This window comes from Pseudomonas sp. NY15463, from assembly GCF_048068415.1.
Lineage (GTDB): Bacteria > Pseudomonadota > Gammaproteobacteria > Pseudomonadales > Pseudomonadaceae > Aquipseudomonas > Aquipseudomonas mosselii_C.
The window spans coordinates 364,546-384,522 of sequence record NZ_JBLUQD010000002.1; the positions used below are offsets into that span (position 1 = coordinate 364,546).

Below are 19,977 nucleotides of genomic sequence, written 5' to 3' on the forward strand. Positions count from 1 at the left end.
TCGGTCGAGCTTATCCAGCCCTGCCCTCACGCCTGCTATCCGCACCCGGCGCCCGATGGCCAGTCCGCACCACTGACACGCCCCGCGGTCCTGCTTCAGTACCCCGAATCAGCCCGCCCCTGCTCTTACCCCTGGGCCATCGTCAGCCGCGCGAACCATAAAAATACGCTCCCGCCGCCTTGCGCCCGCCGTATGGCCGCGCCCATGGAGCATCGACTGTCAGGGACCTATGCAATGACATCCAGCAGCACTTACGCCGAGCCTGCCCCGGCAACCCCGGTCAACTCCCCTGCCCGGGTGGCCACCGCCAGCTTCATCGGCACCGCCATCGAATTCTACGATTTCTACGTCTATGCCACCGCCGCTGCGCTGGTGATCGGGCCCATATTCTTCCCCTCGGGCTCCGGCACCGTGCAGATGCTCGCCGCCTTCCTCACCTTTGGCATCGCCTTCCTCGCGCGCCCGTTGGGCTCGGCACTGTTCGGCCACTTCGGCGACCGCATCGGACGCAAGTCGACACTGGTCGCGTCGCTACTGCTGATGGGCGTGTCGACCACGCTGATCGGCGTGCTGCCCGGCTATGACAGCATCGGTATCTGGGCCCCGATCATTCTGTGCGTGCTGCGCTTCGGCCAGGGCCTGGGACTGGGCGGTGAATGGGGCGGCGCGGCACTGCTGGCCACCGAGAACGCACCGCAGGGCAAGCGCGCGTGGTTCGGCATGTTCCCGCAACTGGGCCCATCGATCGGCTTCCTGGCCGCCAATGGCCTGTTCCTGACCCTGGCACTGGTGCTGGACGACCAGCAGTTCCGCGAGTGGGGCTGGCGCATTCCGTTCCTGCTCAGCGCCGCCCTGGTGATCGTGGGCCTGTACGTGCGCCTGAAGCTCGAAGAAAGCCCCGTGTTCGCCCAAGCCGTGGCACGTCACGAACGCGTGAAACTGCCAGTGGTGGACCTGTTCAGCCAATACTGGCTGCCGACCCTGCTGGGCGCTGCGGCGATGGTGGTGTGTTACGCGCTGTTCTACATCTCCACGGTGTTCTCGCTGAGCTACGGCGTCTCGACCCTAGGGTACAGCCGCGAGAGCTTCCTCGGCATGCTGTGCTTCGCCGTAGTCTTCATGGCCCTGGCCACGCCGCTGTCGGCCTGGCTGAGCGACCGCTACGGGCGCAAGCCGGTGCTGATCGTCGGTGGCTTGCTGGCGGTAGCGTCGGGCTTTGCCATGGAGCCACTGCTCACCTCAGGCTCCACGACCGGGGTGGCCCTGTTCCTGAGCATTGAGCTGTTCCTGATGGGGGTGACCTTCGCCCCGATGGGCGCGCTGCTGCCAGAGCTGTTCCCGACCCACGTGCGCTACACCGGCGCCTCGGCGGCCTACAACCTGGGCGGCATCGTCGGCGCCTCGGCGGCACCTTTCTTCGCCCAGCAACTGGTGAGCATGGGTGGGTTGAGCTGGGTGGGCGGCTACGTGTCGGCGGCGGCAGTGATCAGCCTGATTGCCGTGCTGTGCCTGAAAGAGACGCGTGATACGCAGCTCTGAGCGGCAAGCGGCAAGCTACAAGAGAAAGCAGACCGCACGCGGCTCCGCTCTTTCTTGTAGCTTGTAGCTTGTAGCTTGTAGCTTGTAGCTTGTAGCTTGTAGCTTGTAGCTTGTAGCTTAGAATTCGACCTTGACCGCCTGCGAGGCACGGGTCGCCTTGGCTCGCGCGGCCTCGATCGACTCGTCACGCGCCAGGCATACGCCCATGCGGCGGGTGCCGTTGATTTCCGGTTTGCCAAACAGACGAATGGCCGTGTCCGGCTCGCTCAGGGCGGCGCCCAGATTGGCGAAGCTGGTCTGCTGCGACTGGCCCTCAGGCAGGATCACCGCCGAAGCCGACGGGCCGAACTGACGCACGGTCGGGATCGGCAGGCCGAGAATCGCCCGCGCGTGCAAGGCGAACTGCGACAGGTCCTGGGAAATCAAGGTCACCAGGCCAGTATCGTGCGGACGCGGCGAGACTTCGCTGAACCACACCTGATCACCCTTGACGAACAACTCCACACCGAACAGACCACGCCCGCCCAGCGCGTCGGTGACCGCCTGCGCCACACGCTGCGATTCGGCCAGAGCCTTCGGGCTCATGGCCTGGGGCTGCCAGGACTCCTGATAGTCGCCCTTCTCCTGACGGTGGCCGACCGGGGCAAGGAAGGTGGTGCCGCCGACGTGACGCACGGTCAGCAGGGTGATTTCGTACTCGAAGTCGATGAAGCCTTCGATGATCACCCGGCCCTTGCCGGCACGCCCGCCTTCCTGGGCGTAATCCCAGGACTTCTGCAGGTCATCGGCGCTGCGCAGCAGGCTCTGGCCCTTGCCCGAGGAACTCATCACCGGCTTGACCACGCACGGATAGCCCAGGTCGGCGACCGCCTTGCTGTAGTCCTCAAAGGTGTCGGCGAAGTGGTACGGCGAGGTCGGCAGGTCGAGTTCCTCGGCGGCCAAGCGACGGATGCCCTCACGGTTCATGGTCAACTGGGTGGCGCGCGCGGTGGGCACCACGTTGAAACCTTCGCTTTCCAGCTCGACCAGGGTGGCGGTTGCGATGGCTTCGATCTCCGGGACGATGTAATGCGGCTTCTCGGCCTCGATCACCGCACGCAGGGCAACACCGTCGAGCATGTTGATCACATGGCTGCGGTGCGCGACCTGCATGGCCGGGGCATTGGCGTAGCGGTCCACGGCGATCACTTCGACGCCCAGGCGCTGCAGCTCGATCACCACTTCCTTGCCCAGCTCGCCGCAGCCGCAGAGCAGTACACGGGTCGCGGTGGGCGACAATGGGGTTCCGATACGGGTCATTTCAGGTCCTCGAAGGCGTCCGGGGCGGCGCTACGGGTGGCGCTGCCCGCTGAAAAAGGACCAGTATTCTACCTGTGCGAGCGGCCTCGTGTCGCGATGCACCGTACAGCGGCCTATCCGCCAGCCAGCGCCAGGCGCCGGGCACGCCAGGCCATGATCAGCCATACCGCCGTCACCCCGGCGAACTTGGAGGCCAGCGCCGTGCCAACCACCGCCGGCGTCAGCGCGCCGATCATGCCGAAGAAAATGAAGGTGTCTACCGGGATACTCAGTGCCGAGCTGAGCCAGAGGCGGTCGCGTAGAGGGCGACGGGTGACGCTGAACACCAGCCAGTCGATCAGCTCGGAGATGAAGAACGCCGTAGCACTGGCCAGGGCAATGGCCGGCTCGGAGGTGACATACGACAGCACCAGCGCCACCAGCATCGCCAGCAGCGCACCGTGACCGTAGCGGGTTTGCACCATGTCGCGCAGAATGAACACCAGGCCGCCCCAGGCGGACCAGATGACATCCAGGTGCGGAGCGCTGGAGAAGGCGTAGTTGATCAGCACCACGCTGCTGATATAGGCGATGAGGTAGAACATGATCCGACAGTATGCAGGGCAAGCGGCACAGAATACGTGAATTCGCAATCAGCGCCTATTCACGGGTAAACCCGCAGCGGGCTTGCCGACCTGTGGGAGTTCACCCAGCCCGACCGGGCTGCGCCCTGTGGGAGCGGGTTTACCCGCGAAGCAGGCGACTCGGTGTATAGCACCGGCTTCGCCGGTGTTCGCGGTGGCCCGGCAACGCAGCAAAAACCTACAGGCCGATCACCAGCCCCGAAGCCACCGCACGCTCATGGCACAGCTTGAGCACCGCGCGGCGCTGGTCATTGTCCATCCGCCCCCAACGAGTGATCTCGTCCACCGTGCGCTGGCAGCCGGTGCAGATGTCCTGCTCATCCAGCGCACAGACACTGACGCACGGCGAAGCCACCGGCCGCTCGCGCGGCGTTGCCTCATTCATCCTCGGCCACCAGGTCACGGGCATAGCGCTGGGCGTTGTGCACATAATGCGCGGCACTGGCTTCGAGCATGCGCATCTGCTGCTCGGTCAGCTCGCGCACCACCTTGCCCGGTGACCCCATCACCAGTGAACCGTCAGGGATTTCCTTGCCTTCGGGGATCAGCGCATTGGCGCCGATGATGCAGTGCTTGCCAATGCGCGCACCGTTGAGGATCACCGCGTTGATGCCAATCAGGCTGTAGTCGCCTACCGTGCAGCCATGCAGCATCGCGTTATGACCGACGGTCACGCCCTTGCCCAGGGTAAGTGGCGCGCCCATATCGGTGTGCATCACGCTGCCATCCTGAACGTTACTGTCCTCGCCGATGTCGATCAGCTCGTTGTCGCCGCGCAACACGGCGCCAAACCATACGCTGGCGCGGGCCTGCAGGCGCACCTTGCCGATCAGCGTGGCAGTGGGTGCAGTCCAGCTGGTGGGGTGGGTCTCGACGCGCAGGTCGCCCAGGCGGTATTTCATGTAACGCTCCTCACGGTTGAAGGCAGCTCGGCAGGGTGAGCTCTGCTCAGTTCTGGATGAAACGCTCTGGCGGCTGGTGCAGGCTGATCCCGGCGTCATACAACAGGTTGACCAGCTCGACGATCATGATCGCCGAGAGCCCCCAGATCTTGTAGTCGCCGTAGCGGTAGCTGGGCACGTACCAGCTAAGCCCTTGATAGTCGATGCGGTGAGTGTGGTCGCGTGGATCCTGGCGGAAGAACTCCAGCGGAACGGTGAAAACGGCCGCGATCTCGGCATCGTTGGCGCGGTACTCAACATAATCGGGGATCAGCCCGACAAACGGGGTCACTTTCAAGCCATGTAGCGAAATCAGCGGGCTAAGCGGGCCGATGACTTCGACCAGCCCTGGCGGCAGGCCGATTTCTTCCTCGGCCTCGCGCAGGGCGGTGAACACCAGGTCCGGGTCCTCCGGGTCGCGCCGCCCCCCGGGGAAGGCTACTTCGCCACCGTGGGTCGACAAGCCCTTGGCGCGTAGCGTCAACACCAGCTCCGGCTCCTCGCTGCGGGTAATGGGCAGCAGTACCGCAGCTTCCGGGAAGCGGCGATCCACCTCCAGCGAGGCAGGGGTATGGTTGCTCATTCGGCGAAGAAGCTCGTCCAGCATTACGCACTCTCGTGTCCAAAGCCTGCCGTGCATGATGCACCAAAAGCCGCGAGGCACCCAAGCCCTGCCCGCTTGCGGTGAGCAGGCCAGACGCGCAAAGATAGCCTGACCCTCAAGGAATAAAAGCATGAAATTCTGCAGCGCGTGCGGCCAGTCGGTCATCCAGCGAATCCCGGACGGCGACAGCCGCCTGCGTTATGTGTGCGAGCACTGCCAGACCATCCACTATCAGAATCCCAACATCGTCGCCGGCGTACTGCCCACCTGGGGCACACAGGTGCTGTTGTGCCGACGCGCCATCGAGCCGCGCCGGGGCTTTTGGACCCTGCCCGCCGGCTTCATGGAGAACGGCGAGACGCTGGATCAAGCCGCTCGTCGCGAAACCGTCGAGGAAGCCTGTGCCCGGGTCGGGCAAACCAGCCTCTACCAGTTGTTCGACTTGCCACACATCAATCAGGTGCATGTGTTCTTCCGCGCCGAACTGAGCGACCTGGACTTTGCCACTGGCGTCGAAAGCCTGGAGGTGCGCTTGTTCGAGGAACACGAAATCCCGTGGACGGAGCTGGCTTTTCGCACCGTCGCACGCACACTAGAATGCTACTATCGCGACCGCATCAGGCAGCACTACCCCATAGGCCACGAATACCTGCCGCCGATGAACGTTTCGTCGTCCACCTCATAGTTTTCAGGGATACGGTTTCATGCGCTGGTTGCTTGCCCTCTTCTGCTTCAGTGTCGCCTCGGTGTCGCAAGCGGCCTTCACCGAAACCATCATCCGCAAGCCTGCGTCGACCAGCAGCGTGCCAGCCCCAGTGCAAGCCGCGCCCACGGCAGAGGGGCGGATGATCGACAAGGTGCTGGTGCTCAAGTCCGAACGCCGCCTGCAACTGATCAGCCGTGGCGAACCGCTCAAGACCTACCGCATCTCGCTGGGCAAGCAGCCCAAGGGCGCCAAGGAGCGCGAAGGCGACAAGAAGACCCCCGAAGGTTTGTACTGGCTCGACTGGCGCAAAGTGAGCGACCGCTACAACCTGGCCATGCACATCTCCTACCCGAACATCAGCGATGCGGCCAAGGCGCGCCGTGACGGGGTGAGTGCCGGCAGCATGATCATGATCCATGGCACCCCGATCGACGAGGAATACCCCGAGTGGTACTTCCACACCCTCGACTGGACCGAAGGCTGCATCGCCATGCGCAACGCCGACATGCGCGAAGTCTGGAACCTGGTCAAGGACGGTACGCTGATCGAAATCCGGCCTTGAGTCCGCCCGGGGCGGCTGTCCGGCCCTATGCAAACGCTAAGCCAACGTCTTTGCGAACAGAAACCCCCTAGGCAAAACTGGCCTTTGCCTGACACAAAGCCAAGCACGGCGCCGCATCCAGCTAAGCCTGCGCGGTCATTCACTCACCTCATCGAGAGCCTGGGTCGCACGCTGCTTTGCAAGGCCGCCCAAAGCGCCGAATGCCTTTGGACTGGCGGTAACACGCCTGCAAGAAAATCATCACATTGAGGTTTTAAAGTCGGCCTTCTGCGTCATCCCAGACAAAAAAGGACACCCGATGAGTCGAGACAGCGGCGACAACCTGGACCGTAACCACTCTGGCAACCTGCCAATGACCAGCGTCATGGACGCCTACCTCAGCCGCCGCAGCGTGCTGCGTGGCAGCCTGGGCGCTGCGATCGCGATGATCGCCGGCACTGGCCTCACGGCCTGCTTCGATGGCACCACACCCTCGCCACAACCGGTAATGCCCAAGCTCGGCTTCCAGTCCATCAAGGGTTCGCGCCTCGATGCCTGCGCCGTCGCGCCCGGTTATAGCGCACAAGTGCTGGCGCCGTGGGGCACACCGATCAACAGCAGCGGCAAACCCTGGCAAGCCGACGGCAGCAACAGCGCCAGCGACCAGGCCAACGCCATGGGCATGCACCACGACGGCATGCGCTTCTTCCCCATCGACGGCAGCTCCGAAGACGGTCTGCTGGCAATCAACTTCGAATACATCGACACCGCAGCCCTGCACCCGCATGGCCCGACCAACGCGATCAGCGGCCAACGCCCCGCCGAAGAAGTGCGCAAGGAGATCAACGCCCACGGCGCCGGGGTGGTACGCATCCGCAAGACCAACGGGCGCTGGCAGGTGGTGGATAACGACCCACTCAACCGCCGCTTCACCACCGCCACGGTGATGGACATCGCCGGCCCCCTGCGCGGCACCGCGCACGTGCGCACCCGCTTCTCCCCTGCCGGGGTCGAGTGCCGCGGCACCAACAACAATTGCGGCAACGGCTATACCCCGTGGGGCACGTACCTGACCTGTGAAGAAAACTGGCCAGGGATCTTCGTCAACACCGCCAGCCGCCCAGCCGACCAGGTGCGTATCGGCGTTGCCGCCAACGCCGGGCAATACCGTTGGGAAAGCGCAGCAGGCGATGCCAGCGAGATGGACGACGAGTTCGCGCGTTTCGACGTGACCCCAAAGGGCGCCAGCGCCACTGACGACTACCGCAACGAAGCCAGCACGTTCGGCTATATCGTCGAGATCGACCCGTACAACAGCGCCACGCGCGCCGTGAAACGCACCGCGCTTGGGCGTTTGCGCCATGAGGGCTGTTGCCCAGGCCTGGCGGTAGCAGGCAAGCCGTTGGTCTGGTACACCGGTGACGACTCCAACAACGAGTACCTGTACAAGTTCGTTTCTGATGCGCTGTGGGACCCGGCCGACGCCAAGGCCCAGGACCGCCTGAACATCGGCGCCAAGTACATGGACAAGGGCAAGCTGTACGTCGCCCGCTTCAACGACGATGGCAGCGGCGACTGGCTGCTGCTCGACACCGCTACCGCGACCCGCGATGGCAGCACCCTGGGTGCGCTGTTCGGCGACCTGCCAGGCATCATCATCAACACGCGCGGCGCCGCCGACGCCGTGGGTGCCACGCCCATGGACCGCCCCGAGTGGACGGCGGTCAACCCGCTCAACGGCGATGCCTACCTGACGCTGACCAACAACAGTGCCCGCAGCGCCGACAAGACCGACAAGGCCAACCCGCGCGGCCCCAACCGTCACGGGCACATCATCCGCTGGCACGACAGCGAGGATCACCGGCATTTTGCCTGGGACATCTTCGTGTTCGGTGCCAACGCCGATGGCGCAGCCGAGATCAACCGTTCCGGGCTGACCGAGATGAACCAGTTCGCCAGCCCCGATGGCATGAGTTTCGATAGCCGCGGCATCCTCTGGTTCGAAACCGACAATGGCGAAGAGAGCGTGACACGCTACACCAACGACCAGTTGCTGGCAGTGATCCCCACGGACCTGGTGGACAGCAACGGCAAACAGCTGCCGATCAACGCGCAGAACCAGACAGACCTGCGACGCTTCTTCGTTGGGCCCAATGGCTGCGAGGTCACGGGGATCACCTTCACGCCAGACAACAAGACGCTGTTCATCAATATCCAGCACCCGGAGAACTGGCCATCCACCGACGTGGCGACCGATGTCACACCAGCGGGCACCAAGCTGCGGCCGCGCTCATCGACCGTGGCGATCCAACGCCTGGATGGCGGCGAGATAGGCACTGCTTGAGCAATATCGCTGGATTGCACCCAACGCAGCACATGTAGGAGCGGCCTTGTGCCGCGAACACCGGCGTAGCCGGTGCCATCCACCGCGTCGCCTGTTTTGCGGTGGTCCGGCCCTCCGGCAAACCCGCGCCCACAGGATTGTGCAAAGCCCGAATCCAGCGCTGCACCTGTGCTATTCCACCTGAAACGCATCGCGGGGCAAGCCACAGCAACGAAACGTCGCTGCGGCTTGCCCCGCGATGGGCAGTGCGATGAACCTTAGAAATCGGCCAGTGGCCAGACCTCATAGGCCGGTGTTTCATAGGGATGGCTCTGCTTGAGCGCTGCGACCACCTGAACGATCAGTTGGTCAGCCACCACCAACTCCACCTTCCACTCCTCGACCCTGTCAACCTGGCCAGTTTGCCCAGTGAACGGCTGGCTGCCGTCCAACGAGCGGAACTGGCCCTGGCCCAGCACCTGCCACGCACAGTGGTCATAAGCGCCGATGCGCCCGCCGCCAGCGGCGAACACAGCAGCCTTGACCACCTCGACATGGCTGTCGGGGACGAAGAAGGCGAGCTTGTACACGCCTTAGTTCACCCACACCCGCGCATTGCGGAACATGCGCATCAGCGGTGCGTCTTCCTGCCACTCGTCCGGGCGCCAGGAGTTCTGCACGGCACGGAACATACGCTCCGGGTGCGGCATCATGATGGTCACACGGCCGTCACGGCTGGTGAGACCGGTGATACCGCGCGGCGAGCCGTTCGGGTTGGCCGGGTAGGCTTCGGTGACCTTGCCGTGGTTGTCGACGTAGCGCAGTGCCACGGTGCCGGACAGGTCGGCCTCCAGCAGCGCCTCTTCGCTGGCGAACTCGGCATGACCTTCACCGTGGGCGATGGCGATCGGCATGCGCGAACCGGCCATGCCTTGCAGGAAGATCGAGTTGGACTTCTGCACCTCGACCATAGCCACGCGCGCCTCGAACTGCTCCGAGCGGTTGCGTACGAAGTGCGGCCAGTACTCGGTGCAAGGGATTAGCTCGTGCAGGTTGGACATCATCTGGCAACCGTTGCACACGCCCAGGGCGAAGCTGTCGTTGCGCTCGAAGAAGGCCTGGAAAGCATCGCGGGCACGGGCGTTGAACAGTGCCGACTTGGCCCAGCCCTCACCAGCACCCAGCACGTCGCCGTAGGAGAAGCCACCACAGGCCACCAGGCCCTTGAACGCTTCGAAGTCGACGCGACCTGCGAGGATGTCGCTCATGTGCACGTCGATGGCAGCGAAGCCTGCGCGGTCGAAGGCCGCAGCCATCTCGACCTGGCCGTTGACGCCCTGCTCACGCAGGATCGCCACTTGCGGACGCACGCCCGTCTTGATGTAGGGCGCCGCGATGTCGTCGTTGATGTCGAAGCCCAGCTTGACCGACAAGCCTGGGTTTTCTTCCTCGAGCAGCAGCTCGAATTCCTGGTCGGCGCATTCGGCGTTGTCACGCAGGCGCTGGATCTGGTAGCTGGTCTCGGCCCACTGGCGCTGTAGCATGCGACGGTCATCGTCGAACAGCACTTCACCGTTCAGGCTGATGGACACCTCGGCGTTGTTGATCGGCTTGCCGATCACCGACACGCAACCTTCGCCCAGACCGGCGGCGCTGAACTGGGCCAGCACGTCCGGGGTGGCGTCCTGGCGAACCTGGATCACCGCACCCAGCTCTTCGTTGAACAAGATGGCCGGGACATCGCTCTTGCTGTCGGTCAGCGGGTCCAGTTGCAGGTCGAGGCCGCAATGACCGGCGAAAGCCATTTCCAGCACGGTGGTCAGCAGACCGCCGTCGGAACGGTCATGGTAGGCCAGCAGGTGACCATCGGCGTTCAGGCCCTGGATCACGGCGAAGAAGGCCTTGAGGTCTTCGGCATCGTCGACGTCCGGTGCCTGGGCAGCCAGCTTGCCGTAGGTCTGCGCGAGGATCGAGGCACCCATGCGGTTCTTGCCACGGCCCAGGTCGATCAGGATCAGGTCGGTTTCGCCCTTGTCCATGCGCAGTTGCGGGGTCAGGGTGTCGCGAATATCGGTGACCGGGGCGAAGCCGCTGACGATCAGCGACATCGGCGCGGTGACGCTCTTGTCGACGCCGTCCTCGCTCCACTTGGTCTTCATCGACATGGAGTCCTTGCCCACCGGAATGGTCAGGCCCAGCTCCGGGCACAGTTCCATGCCGACAGCCTTGACGGTGTCGTACAGACGCGCGTCTTCACCGGGGTGCCCGGCGGCGGACATCCAGTTGGCCGACAGCTTGATGTCGGAGAGTTTTTCGATGCGTGCGCCAGCCATGTTGGTCAGCACTTCGCCGATGGCCATGCGTCCGGACGCCGGGGCATCGAGCAGTGCAAGCGGAGTGCGCTCGCCCATGGCCATGGCTTCGCCGGTGTAGACATCGAAGCTGGTGGCGGTGACGGCGCAGTCGGCCACCGGTACCTGCCAAGGACCGACCATCTGGTCGCGGGCAACCAGACCGGTGATGGTACGGTCGCCGATGGTGATCAGGAAGCTCTTGCTGGCCACAGCAGGGTGGTTCAGCACGCGCTGCACCGCCTGGTCCAGGTCCAGCTGGCTCGGGTCGAAGTCATCGCCAAGCTCGGCTTCGCGGGTGACCGAACGGTGCATGCGTGGCGGCTTGCCGAGCAGCACGTCCAGCGGCATGTCCACCGGGGTGTTGTCGAAGTGGCTGTCAGTCACGGTCAGGTGCGGCTCGGCTGTGGCCTCGCCAACGACCGCGAATGGGCAGCGCTCGCGTTCGCAGATGGCCTGGAAACGCTCGAAGTCCTCGGCGCTGACAGCCAGCACGTAACGCTCCTGCGACTCGTTGCTCCAGATTTCGTGCGGGGCCATGCCCGGCTCGTCATTGGGCACGTTGCGCAGCTCGAAGCGGCCGCCACGACCACCGTCGTTGACCAGCTCCGGGAAGGCGTTGGAGATACCGCCGGCGCCGACGTCGTGGATGAACGCGATCGGGTTCTTGTCACCCAGTTGCCAGCAACGGTCGATGACCTCTTGGCAACGGCGCTCCATTTCTGGGTTTTCGCGCTGTACCGAGGCGAAGTCCAGGTCAGCCGAGCTGGCACCGGTAGCCACCGACGACGCCGCGCCGCCACCCAGGCCGATCAGCATGGCCGGGCCACCGAGCACGATCAGCTTGGCGCCCACGGTGATTTCGCCTTTTTGCACGTGGTCTTCACGGATGTTACCCATGCCGCCTGCGAGCATGATCGGCTTGTGGTAGCCGCGCACTTCCTCACCACGAGGGGTGTTGATGCTTTGCTCGAAGGTACGGAAGTAGCCGGTCAGCGCCGGGCGCCCGAACTCGTTGTTGAACGCCGCGCCACCGAGCGGGCCTTCGACCATGATGTCCAGGGCATCGACGATGCGTTCAGGCTTGCCGTAGGCCTGCTCCCACGGCTGTTCGAAGCCAGGGATACGCAGGTTGGAGACCGTGAAGCCGGTCAGGCCGGCCTTTGGCTTGGCGCCACGGCCGGTAGCGCCTTCGTCGCGGATCTCGCCGCCGGAGCCGGTGGAGGCGCCGGAGAACGGGGCGATGGCAGTCGGGTGGTTGTGGGTCTCGACCTTCATCAGAATGTGCACCGGCTCCTGCACCGCGCCGTACTGGCGGGTCTCAGGGTTCGGGAAGAAGCGGCCAGCGACGCTACCGACGATCACCGAAGCGTTGTCCTTGTAGGCGGACAGCACGCCTTCGCTGTGCATCTGGTAGGTGTTCTTGATCATGCCGAACAGGCTCTTCTCTTGCGCCTGGCCGTCGATGTCCCAGCTGGCGTTGAAGATCTTGTGGCGGCAGTGCTCGGAGTTGGCCTGGGCGAACATCATCAGTTCGATGTCGTTCGGGTTGCGCGCAAGGCCCTGGAAGGCGTTGACCAGATAGTCGATCTCGTCCTCGGCCAGGGCCAGGCCCAGGTCGATGTTGGCTTGCGCCAGCGCCGCGCGGCCACCGCCGAGCACGTCCACCGAGGTCATTGGCTTGGGCTGGGCGTGGCTGAACAGGTCAGCGGCATCTTCAAGCTTGGCCAGTACGCGCTGGGTCATGCGGTCGTGCAACTCGGCGGCGATCAGCTGAGCGTCGGCGTCGGACAGGTTGCCGGCAACATAGTAGGCGATGCCGCGTTCCAGACGCTGGATCGACTGCAAGCCGCAGTTATGGGCGATGTCGCTGGCCTTGGATGCCCACGGCGAGATGGTGCCCAGGCGCGGCACGACCAGGAACAGGCGACCGGTAGGCGCCTGCACCGGCACGCTCGGGCCGTACTTGAGCAGACGGCCCAGCACCTGCTGCTGGTCAGCGGTCAGCTCGCCGTCGACGTCGGCGAAATGGGCGAATTCGGCATACAAACCAGTAACAGCGGGGACTTTCTGGCTCAGTTGCTCGAGTAATTTACCGTGGCGAAAGGCAGAAAGGGCAGGAGCGCCGCGCAGGATCAACATCGTCGGGACAGCCTCAGGGAAGGGGTGTGCTTAGAGGCCGTGCATTCTAGCCTAAATCGCAGGCTTTCGGCACCCGCTCTACGCCAATGCTGCCGGGCGGTGGAACCGGACCTTGGGGTCAAAAAAGCAGTTGTAAGCTGCAAGCTTGAAGCGACAAGAAAAAAGCGAGGTTGCACGCCCTGTTTTTGCTTGCAGCTTGCAGCTCAGGTCAACTAGCAGACCTGCCAACCATTGTCGAGATATGGCGGGGGCGGTCCTTTGCGTATACTGCACCCATGCTCGCCCACACTGCTTTGCGCCAGCGTTGCGCCAAATGGCTCTTCGCAACCGGACTCTTCCTGATGCTCGGTGCCTGTGTTGAAAAACCCAGCACCCTCGAACGCGTCAAGGAGGACGGCGTATTGCGCGTAATTACCCGCAACAGCCCGGCGACCTACTTCCAGGACCGCAACGGCGAAACCGGCTTCGAATACGAGCTGGTCAAGCGTTTCGCCGACGATCTAGGCGTCAAGTTGCAGATCGAGACCGCCGACAACCTCGACGACATCTTCAACCAGTTGGGCAAGCCATCGGGCCCGGTGCTGGCCGCTGCCGGCCTTGTCAGCAGCGAGCGGCGCGCGGCCCAGGCAAGGTTCTCCCATCCCTACCTGGAAGTCACCCCGCAGGTCATCTACCGCAACGGCCGCTCGCGCCCGACCGAACCCAAGGGGCTGGTCGGCAAGAAAATCATGGTGCTCAAGGGCAGCAGCCACGCCGACCAGTTGGCCGAGCTGAAAAAGCAGTACCCCGGGATCGAGTACGAAGAATCCGACGCGGTCGAGGTGGTCGACCTGCTGCGCATGGTCGACGAGGGCCAGATCGACCTCACCCTGGTGGACTCCAACGAACTGGCGATGAACCAGGTGTATTTCCCCAACGTGCGCGTAGCCTTCGACCTGGGCGACTCGCGCGATCAACGCTGGGCGGTGGCCCCTGGCGATGACAATAGCTTGCTCAACGAGGTCAACGAGTTCCTCGACAAATCACAGAAGAACGGCACCCTGCAACGGCTCAAGGACCGCTACTACGGCCATGTCGACGTACTCGGCTACGTCGGTGCCTACACCTTCGCCCAGCACCTGCAACAGCGCCTGCCCAAGTACGAGAAGCACTTCAAGTCCAGCGCCAAGGTCGAGCAAGTCGACTGGCGGCTGTTGGCAGCCATTGGCTATCAGGAGTCGATGTGGCAGCCCGAAGTTACCTCCAAGACAGGCGTACGCGGCCTGATGATGCTGACGCAGCGCACCGCCCAGGCCATGGGGGTGTCCAACCGACTGGACCCAAGACAGAGTATTCAGGGTGGCGCCAAGTACTACATGCTGGTCAAGGACCAGCTTGACGACAGCATCCAGGAGCCCGACCGTACCTGGTTCGCACTGGCTGCCTACAACGTCGGCAGTGGCCACCTCGAAGACGCCCGCACGCTGGCCAAGCGCGAGGGTCTGAACCCGAACAAGTGGCTCGACGTGAAGAAGATGCTACCGCGCCTGGCGCAGAAGCAGTGGTACAGCAAGACCAAATACGGCTACGCCCGCGGCGGCGAACCGGTGCATTTCGTGGCCAACATCCGCCGCTACTACGACATCCTTACCTGGGTAACCCAGCCGCAGCTCGAAGGCCAGGTCGCCGAGGGCAATCTGCATGTGCCTGGGGTGAACAAGGACAAGCCGGCAGAGCAGGCGCCGTCGATGTAAACATGCTAAGGCGAGCGCCTCGGCGCTACGCCCGGTCCGTGCTTTCCCTTCACCTTGAGCGCCAGGCCATGTGACCACCTGAGCGCCAGGCATGACATAACTACCACCTACCCTCCCGGCACCTCGGCCAACCTCGCGAACCCAAGAACCACGAGAGCACTGCCATGGGTTTGCAACTACCGATGTCCGAGGTCCAACAGCACCTGCGTGAACTGGCCCAATCACTGATCACGGCGTGTCCGGACATGCGTCAAATGGCGCGTGACACCGCCATCGCTATCCTGCACAAGCACGGGCAGCCAGCGCTGAACCCGGACCATGTCCACCTCAATCGCTTCCAGACGGCGCAGAGCAGCCCGAGAACCTTCAGTGGCTGGGAGCACCACGACGCGCCGATCCAGTCGTTCACACTGCCGCAACTGGTGATGCACCGTTTCGATGTCCAAGATCAGGACAACAGCGACTTGCTCAGCTACCTGGCCGGGTTCTACAAGGATGGGCCGGGCCGGGACGTCTATGACGAACACAACGAGATACCCATCCAGCCCAAGGATGTACTCGAGGACTTCTGGCAGATCGACTTCAGCCGCCTGTTCCACGAGCAGCTCGAGACGTTCTGGCAGCGCAGCAGCGACAGCTACCGCCTGCTAGCCAAAGTGAACTTTCTCGCCAAGGTCGTCGAGGTTTGCGCCGCCGCGCCTGACAGTGCCTTGGCCCACTGTGCCCGAGAGGTCGCCACGGCACTCACCGGACTGGACCTGCAAGCCCCCACCCTCGAACAGTTACACCAGCTCAAGATCGCCGATGCCGGTTATCGGGTCTGCACCCTGGACATCGCCGGCTACGTGGCCAGCGATTGGCTGCGCATCGAAATGCAGGACGGCCGCCAGTTGCTGTACACGCCGGGCGAGGAGACCGCGCTGCAACTGTTCGCAGGCACCCACGAGCTGTATTGGTGGGTGCTCAACCACACCAACTACGCCGACAACCGCACGCGCTTCATGAGCCACTTCCCGTTATCGGCCAACGACAATTCAGCGCCGAACACCCAGCTCAACCACATGATCGACCTGCTGTTCTTCAACTGGGGCGGCCATGATCATCAGTGCCTGAACCAGCTCGACACCACCGTCGAGACAGACGCCTTCAGCCACCTGCGCGACGCGGCCCAACAGCGCATGCGCGATGATGCGCACTTTGCCCTGCGCTCGAACGGCGACTTGCGCAAGCAGCTTTGGATCGGTTACCTGGAAGCCTTCGCCAGCATCAGCGGGCCACTGGCAGCACTAGACTGGCCCGTCGCACTCGCCGCGGTGGGGGCCGGGATTGCCGACATGGGCTTGAGCATCGACCAGGCGGTCAACGGCCACACCACTGGCGAGCGCAAGCATGGCGTCACCCAGGCGATCTTCGCGGCCATCGACACCCTGTTCAATGCCGCCATGCTCGCCAACGCGGCAGCCACGGTCGATGTCGAATCTGTGCGTGAGCCGGGGCTCGAAGTGCCTGCCGATGAACCGGCGCCGCTGGAGCCGATACCCACTGAGGATGACACCACCGATGCGCAGTACGATGCCCGCGAAGACGAACCGGCTAGCCACGCGGAGATCGAATCCTGGGTCCCTTCCCCGTTCAGGCCCGAACCTCCACAAACAGTGCTGGTCCCGTACGAAACCAATGTGATCCTCAGCGCCTCGCCAGACAGTGGTGGCGAGCTAGGCATCTACCTGCAGGGCGGCGACTTCTATGCGCTGATCGACCAACAGCCTTACCAAGTACGCTATGTCAAGGAGATGCAAACCTGGGTGGTGGTTGACCCGGAAAACCCTTGGTCTTTCTACCGCCATATCCCGATCGCGATGAACGCGCAAGGGCAGTGGCAACCCCTTGAACGCGCAGCCCTCAAAGGCGGCATGATACCGCGCAAGCTACTGAACCTCTGGGGCCGGGTGGCGCCCCGTGGCCTACCGGCACCACTTGCGGCCAACGCTTACGAAATTCCCCTCGAGATGCGCCCCACACTCAAGGCTGCGGCCAACTCGCCACATCAGGATTTGGCACTGAGCGGCGGTCTGGCCAGCCTGGATGAGCAGATCGAAAACAGCTACGCCACGTTTCGCAGCCTGCGTGACAAACTGGCCAGCGATGCCCAGGCGTTTCTCGACGCCGCGCAACCTCCTGCCAGGCCTGCGCTCCCCGAACTGCCGAGCGATGCACCGCCCAAGCAGGTCCTGCGTGCGCTGCTGGAGAACAGTGACGGCGTGGTGATCGGCGAAGGGCATTCACAGCTCGGTAGCAAGCAGTTACTGATCGACAATATGAAGCTGCTACGTCGAGAGAAGGTCAAGGTGCTCTATCTGGAACACTTCATGACCGATTTCCATCAGGCAGATCTCGATGTATTCAACCGTACCGGGAGGATGCCCGCCGACTTGAGGGCTTACGCCCGGAATCTGGACGCTGGGTTCGGCTTGGATCGCACTGGTCGCTACACCTTCGAAAACGTGCTGATCGAAGCGCAGCGCAATGGTATCCGCGTGCAAGCCATCGACTGCATGGCCAGCTACAGGCAGGCTTGGGACCCGGCGCCTTCACCGGTGATCCGCCAGCAGATGATGAATTTCTATGCCCATGAGGTGATCGCGGCCGATCAGGCGCGAGCGCCGGGGCGCTGGATCGCGCTGGTCGGCAATTCCCACGCCAATACCTTCGAAGGCGTGCTGGGGGTAAGCGAACTCGAAGGCGCCATCGGTTTGCGTGTACAGGACATTCTCATCGGCCAAGCCGCCAGCATCGAGGTCGATCCGGGGTTCACCACGCTCGACAACGACATGTCGCTACGCCAGGTAAAAAGCGATCTGCGCTTGCAAGTGCCAGTCCGTACGCACCCGCCGCTGGGGGCTGACCTGGAGGCCGCACTCTGGCGCCGCGGCAACTTCACGATCGATGTTCGCGAAAATGAACCGTGCCTGATCCACCGCAGCAACACCGGCGAGTTGCTGTACACCCCGATTCTCAGGGAGGGCCCGCGGTTCTACATCTACAGGCCGAGTTGGCCATGGATCAGCGAACGCCGCCTGCGCAACCTGGCGGAGCTGCGCAACATGATGCAGCAACACGGCCTGAACTACGTGAGACTCTAACGTGCGCGTCAGCGCTTGGCCCGCCGCGCCTTGAAAAACTCGCTGAGGATCGCCCCGCACGCCTCGGCCAACACGCCCCCCTCCACCATGACCCGATGGTTGAGAAAGCCTTGGCCGAAAAACTGCCCCTGGCTCTGCACGATACCCGCTTTGGGCTCCAGGGCGCCAAACACCACGCGTGCCACCCGCGCATGCACGATCAGTCCCGCGCACATGCTGCATGGCTCAAGCGTCACGTACAGGGTGCTACCCGGCAGCCGGTAGTTACTCGCCGCCGCCGCAGCGGCACGGATGGCGACCATTTCGGCGTGGGCGCTGGGGTCGCTGTCCAGGATCGGCCGGTTGAAGCCCTGGCCCAGCACCTGGCCATGCTGCACCAACACCGCGCCCACCGGCACCTCACCCAGCGCCGCCCCTTGGGCGGCGAGATCCAGGGCCAAGCGCATGAATTCCTGGTCGCGGCTGCGATCAATGATCTGCGGGCGCATCACACCACCGCGATCGCGGCCATCAGGCCGGTTTCCATATGGTCGATGACATGGCAGTGGAACATCCAGGTGCCTGGGTTATCGGCCACCAGCGCCACCTGGGCGCGTTCGTTCTTGCCCAACAGGTAGGTGTCGGTGAACCAAGGCTCGACGATCTTGCGGCGATTGGAGGCGATTACCTTGAAACTCATGCCATGCAGGTGGATCGGATGCTGATACTGGGTCATGTTCTTCAACTCGAAGATGTAGCTATTACCCTGTTTCAACGTGGCGATGGGGCGGTCGGCGCAGGTCTTGTCGGTGATGTCCCAGGCCTGACCGTTGATCTGCCACAGGCTCGGCGGCTTACCATTGTCGGTGTTCACCGACACTTTGCCGACCCACTCGAAATTGAAGTTGAGCTTCTCGGCCTTCTCCAGATCCGGTTCGGCAATCGGGTTGGCCGGCAGTCGCTTGGGCCAGTCGCCAGGCGCTTGGTTGCTGGCCACCGCGCGCAGCGTACCCAGGCGCACGAAACCATCACGCAGGGAGATCTCCTCGCCCGCCTCGGGGATGCGGATCGCCAGGCAGATGCGCATGCCAGGGCCTAGCCAATATTCGTCATCCAGTGCACGCGGCGTCACGGGATTGCCGTCCAGGGCGTAGATCATCGCCTCGCAGTTGCCTTTGAGGTTGAGGCGGTAGGTCCAGGTGTTGTCCAGGTTCAGCAGGCGTACGCGCACCACCTGCCCGGCTGGCAGTTCAGTGACTGCATCGGCCTGGCCGTTGATGGTGATCAATCGGCCTGCCGTGCCGTTGCGCGCCGCCTCGCGCGGGATGCTGAACGGCAGCCAGGCGCCTTGCTCATCCACGTGCCAGTTCTTCAGGCTCAAGGTGCGCTCATGCTGGAAGCCGGTCGGCTCGCGCTCCTCGACGATCAACGGCCCCACCAAGCCACGGCCCAGCTCCTCGGAACTGCTCACATGCGGGTGATACCAGTAGCTGCCGGCATCCGGCACGCGGAACTTGTAGTCGAAGTATTCGCCCGGTTTGACGGGCAATTGCGATACGTAGGGCACGCCGTCCATTTCCAATGGCAGGCGGATGCCATGCCAGTGGATGGTGGTTTCTACCGGCAGGTGATTGATGAAGCGTACCCGCAGCCAGGTACCCTGGCGCACCCGCAACTCAGTACCCGGTGCCGACGGGCCGAAAGCCCAGGCCTGGGTCTTGAAGCCGGGGACCAGTTCAACGTCCAACGGGGCGGCGATCAGCTCGTAGTCATGCCCGGCGTTCTCGTCCTCGACCTTGCCCAGCCAGTAACGCGCCGCGCCTCCGGCGCCCAGGCCTACCACCACCAGGCCGGTCAGGCCCTTGAGCATTTGTCGACGGGTAAAGGACATCGGTGCGGGTACCTCGTTTTCGCGCAATCAGTCTGCCAGCAGCGGCTGGCGATGAAGGGCGAATACGATACACCTGCATTTGCGAAATATTAAGTGAAGTCTTGCCGCAGCCCTTAGGGCCTGGCACGACGACATGCTTGCCCAAACGCTCAGTCGCTGCTT

Annotated in this window: 15 protein-coding genes; 6 read left to right on the plus strand and 9 right to left on the minus strand. The window is 63.6% G+C overall.

The genetic code is table 11. The features are described 5' to 3' along the window. The first annotated feature begins 234 nt into the window (after positions 1-234). Positions 235-1,539: an MFS transporter gene (locus tag ACNFIC_RS05905; RefSeq protein WP_416780305.1), complete on the plus strand. Its 1,305-nt coding sequence runs from the start codon at positions 235-237 to the stop codon at positions 1,537-1,539. Between the two features lie 117 nt (positions 1,540-1,656). Here the strand turns inward: ACNFIC_RS05905 and purT are convergent, their stop codons facing one another. The 5 genes from purT to ACNFIC_RS05930 form a co-directional block, all read right to left on the minus strand. Continuing rightward, entirely contained in the window at positions 1,657-2,838 is a 1,182-nt protein-coding gene (purT, locus tag ACNFIC_RS05910; protein ID WP_138218725.1) for a formate-dependent phosphoribosylglycinamide formyltransferase, read from the minus strand. A 113-nt stretch (positions 2,839-2,951) separates the two neighbouring features. After that, positions 2,952-3,422 (minus strand): VUT family protein, encoded by a 471-nt coding sequence (locus ACNFIC_RS05915; RefSeq protein ID WP_138218727.1) that lies wholly within the window; start codon positions 3,420-3,422, stop codon positions 2,952-2,954. 217 nt (positions 3,423-3,639) lie between these two features. Continuing rightward, positions 3,640-3,846, minus strand: a complete 207-nt coding sequence (locus ACNFIC_RS05920) for a DUF1289 domain-containing protein (protein ID WP_138218729.1) — start codon at positions 3,844-3,846, stop codon at positions 3,640-3,642. Continuing rightward, positions 3,839-4,363: a gamma carbonic anhydrase family protein gene (locus ACNFIC_RS05925; protein ID WP_138218731.1), complete on the minus strand. Its 525-nt coding sequence runs from the start codon at positions 4,361-4,363 to the stop codon at positions 3,839-3,841. Before ACNFIC_RS05925 ends, ACNFIC_RS05920 begins: the two co-directional genes overlap by 8 nt. A gap of 46 nt (positions 4,364-4,409) precedes the next feature. Then, the gene (locus ACNFIC_RS05930; protein WP_416780308.1) at positions 4,410-5,009 is read right to left on the minus strand and encodes a CoA pyrophosphatase; all 600 of its coding nucleotides are present in this window, start codon (positions 5,007-5,009) and stop codon (positions 4,410-4,412) included. Positions 5,010-5,136: 127 nt separating this feature from the next. On the opposite strand from ACNFIC_RS05930, the gene ACNFIC_RS05935 reads away from it, so the two are divergent. The 3 genes from ACNFIC_RS05935 (at position 5,137) to ACNFIC_RS05945 (ending at position 8,597) form a co-directional block, all read left to right on the plus strand. Further along, positions 5,137-5,691, plus strand: coding sequence for an NUDIX hydrolase (locus tag ACNFIC_RS05935; RefSeq protein ID WP_416780310.1), 555 nt, complete (start codon positions 5,137-5,139; stop codon positions 5,689-5,691). Positions 5,692-5,710: 19 nt separating this feature from the next. Beyond that, positions 5,711-6,274 (plus strand): L,D-transpeptidase family protein, encoded by a 564-nt coding sequence (locus ACNFIC_RS05940; RefSeq protein ID WP_416780312.1) that lies wholly within the window; start codon positions 5,711-5,713, stop codon positions 6,272-6,274. Between the two features lie 298 nt (positions 6,275-6,572). Further along, positions 6,573-8,597 carry a PhoX family protein gene (locus tag ACNFIC_RS05945; protein WP_416780314.1) on the plus strand — a complete coding sequence of 675 codons (2,025 nt, stop codon included), beginning with the start codon at positions 6,573-6,575 and terminating at the stop codon, positions 8,595-8,597. 257 nt (positions 8,598-8,854) lie between these two features. Here the strand turns inward: ACNFIC_RS05945 and ACNFIC_RS05950 are convergent, their stop codons facing one another. Both ACNFIC_RS05950 and purL read right to left on the minus strand, forming a co-directional pair. After that, positions 8,855-9,166, minus strand: a complete 312-nt coding sequence (locus ACNFIC_RS05950) for an NGG1p interacting factor NIF3 (RefSeq protein WP_416780316.1) — start codon at positions 9,164-9,166, stop codon at positions 8,855-8,857. Between the two features lie 3 nt (positions 9,167-9,169). After that, entirely contained in the window at positions 9,170-13,069 is a 3,900-nt protein-coding gene (gene purL, locus ACNFIC_RS05955; RefSeq protein WP_416780318.1) for a phosphoribosylformylglycinamidine synthase, read from the minus strand. A 275-nt stretch (positions 13,070-13,344) separates the two neighbouring features. Here purL and mltF point away from each other — a divergent pair, with 275 nt between their 5' ends. Together mltF and ACNFIC_RS05965 are read left to right on the plus strand one after the other, a co-directional pair. Beyond that, positions 13,345-14,802 carry a membrane-bound lytic murein transglycosylase MltF gene (gene mltF, locus ACNFIC_RS05960; protein WP_416780320.1) on the plus strand — a complete coding sequence of 486 codons (1,458 nt, stop codon included), beginning with the start codon at positions 13,345-13,347 and terminating at the stop codon, positions 14,800-14,802. A gap of 164 nt (positions 14,803-14,966) precedes the next feature. Then, positions 14,967-17,945, plus strand: a complete 2,979-nt coding sequence (locus ACNFIC_RS05965; RefSeq protein WP_416780322.1) for a dermonecrotic toxin domain-containing protein — start codon at positions 14,967-14,969, stop codon at positions 17,943-17,945. Positions 17,946-17,953: 8 nt separating this feature from the next. On the opposite strand, the gene tadA is transcribed toward ACNFIC_RS05965, so the two are convergent. Both tadA and ACNFIC_RS05975 read right to left on the minus strand, forming a co-directional pair. After that, a complete protein-coding gene (gene tadA / locus ACNFIC_RS05970) occupies positions 17,954-18,433 on the minus strand; it encodes a tRNA adenosine(34) deaminase TadA (protein WP_138218749.1) in 480 nt (159 codons plus the stop codon). Further along, positions 18,433-19,815, minus strand: coding sequence for a multicopper oxidase family protein (locus ACNFIC_RS05975; RefSeq protein WP_138218751.1), 1,383 nt, complete (start codon positions 19,813-19,815; stop codon positions 18,433-18,435). Before ACNFIC_RS05975 ends, tadA begins: the two co-directional genes overlap by 1 nt. Between the last annotated feature and the right edge of the window lie 162 nt (positions 19,816-19,977).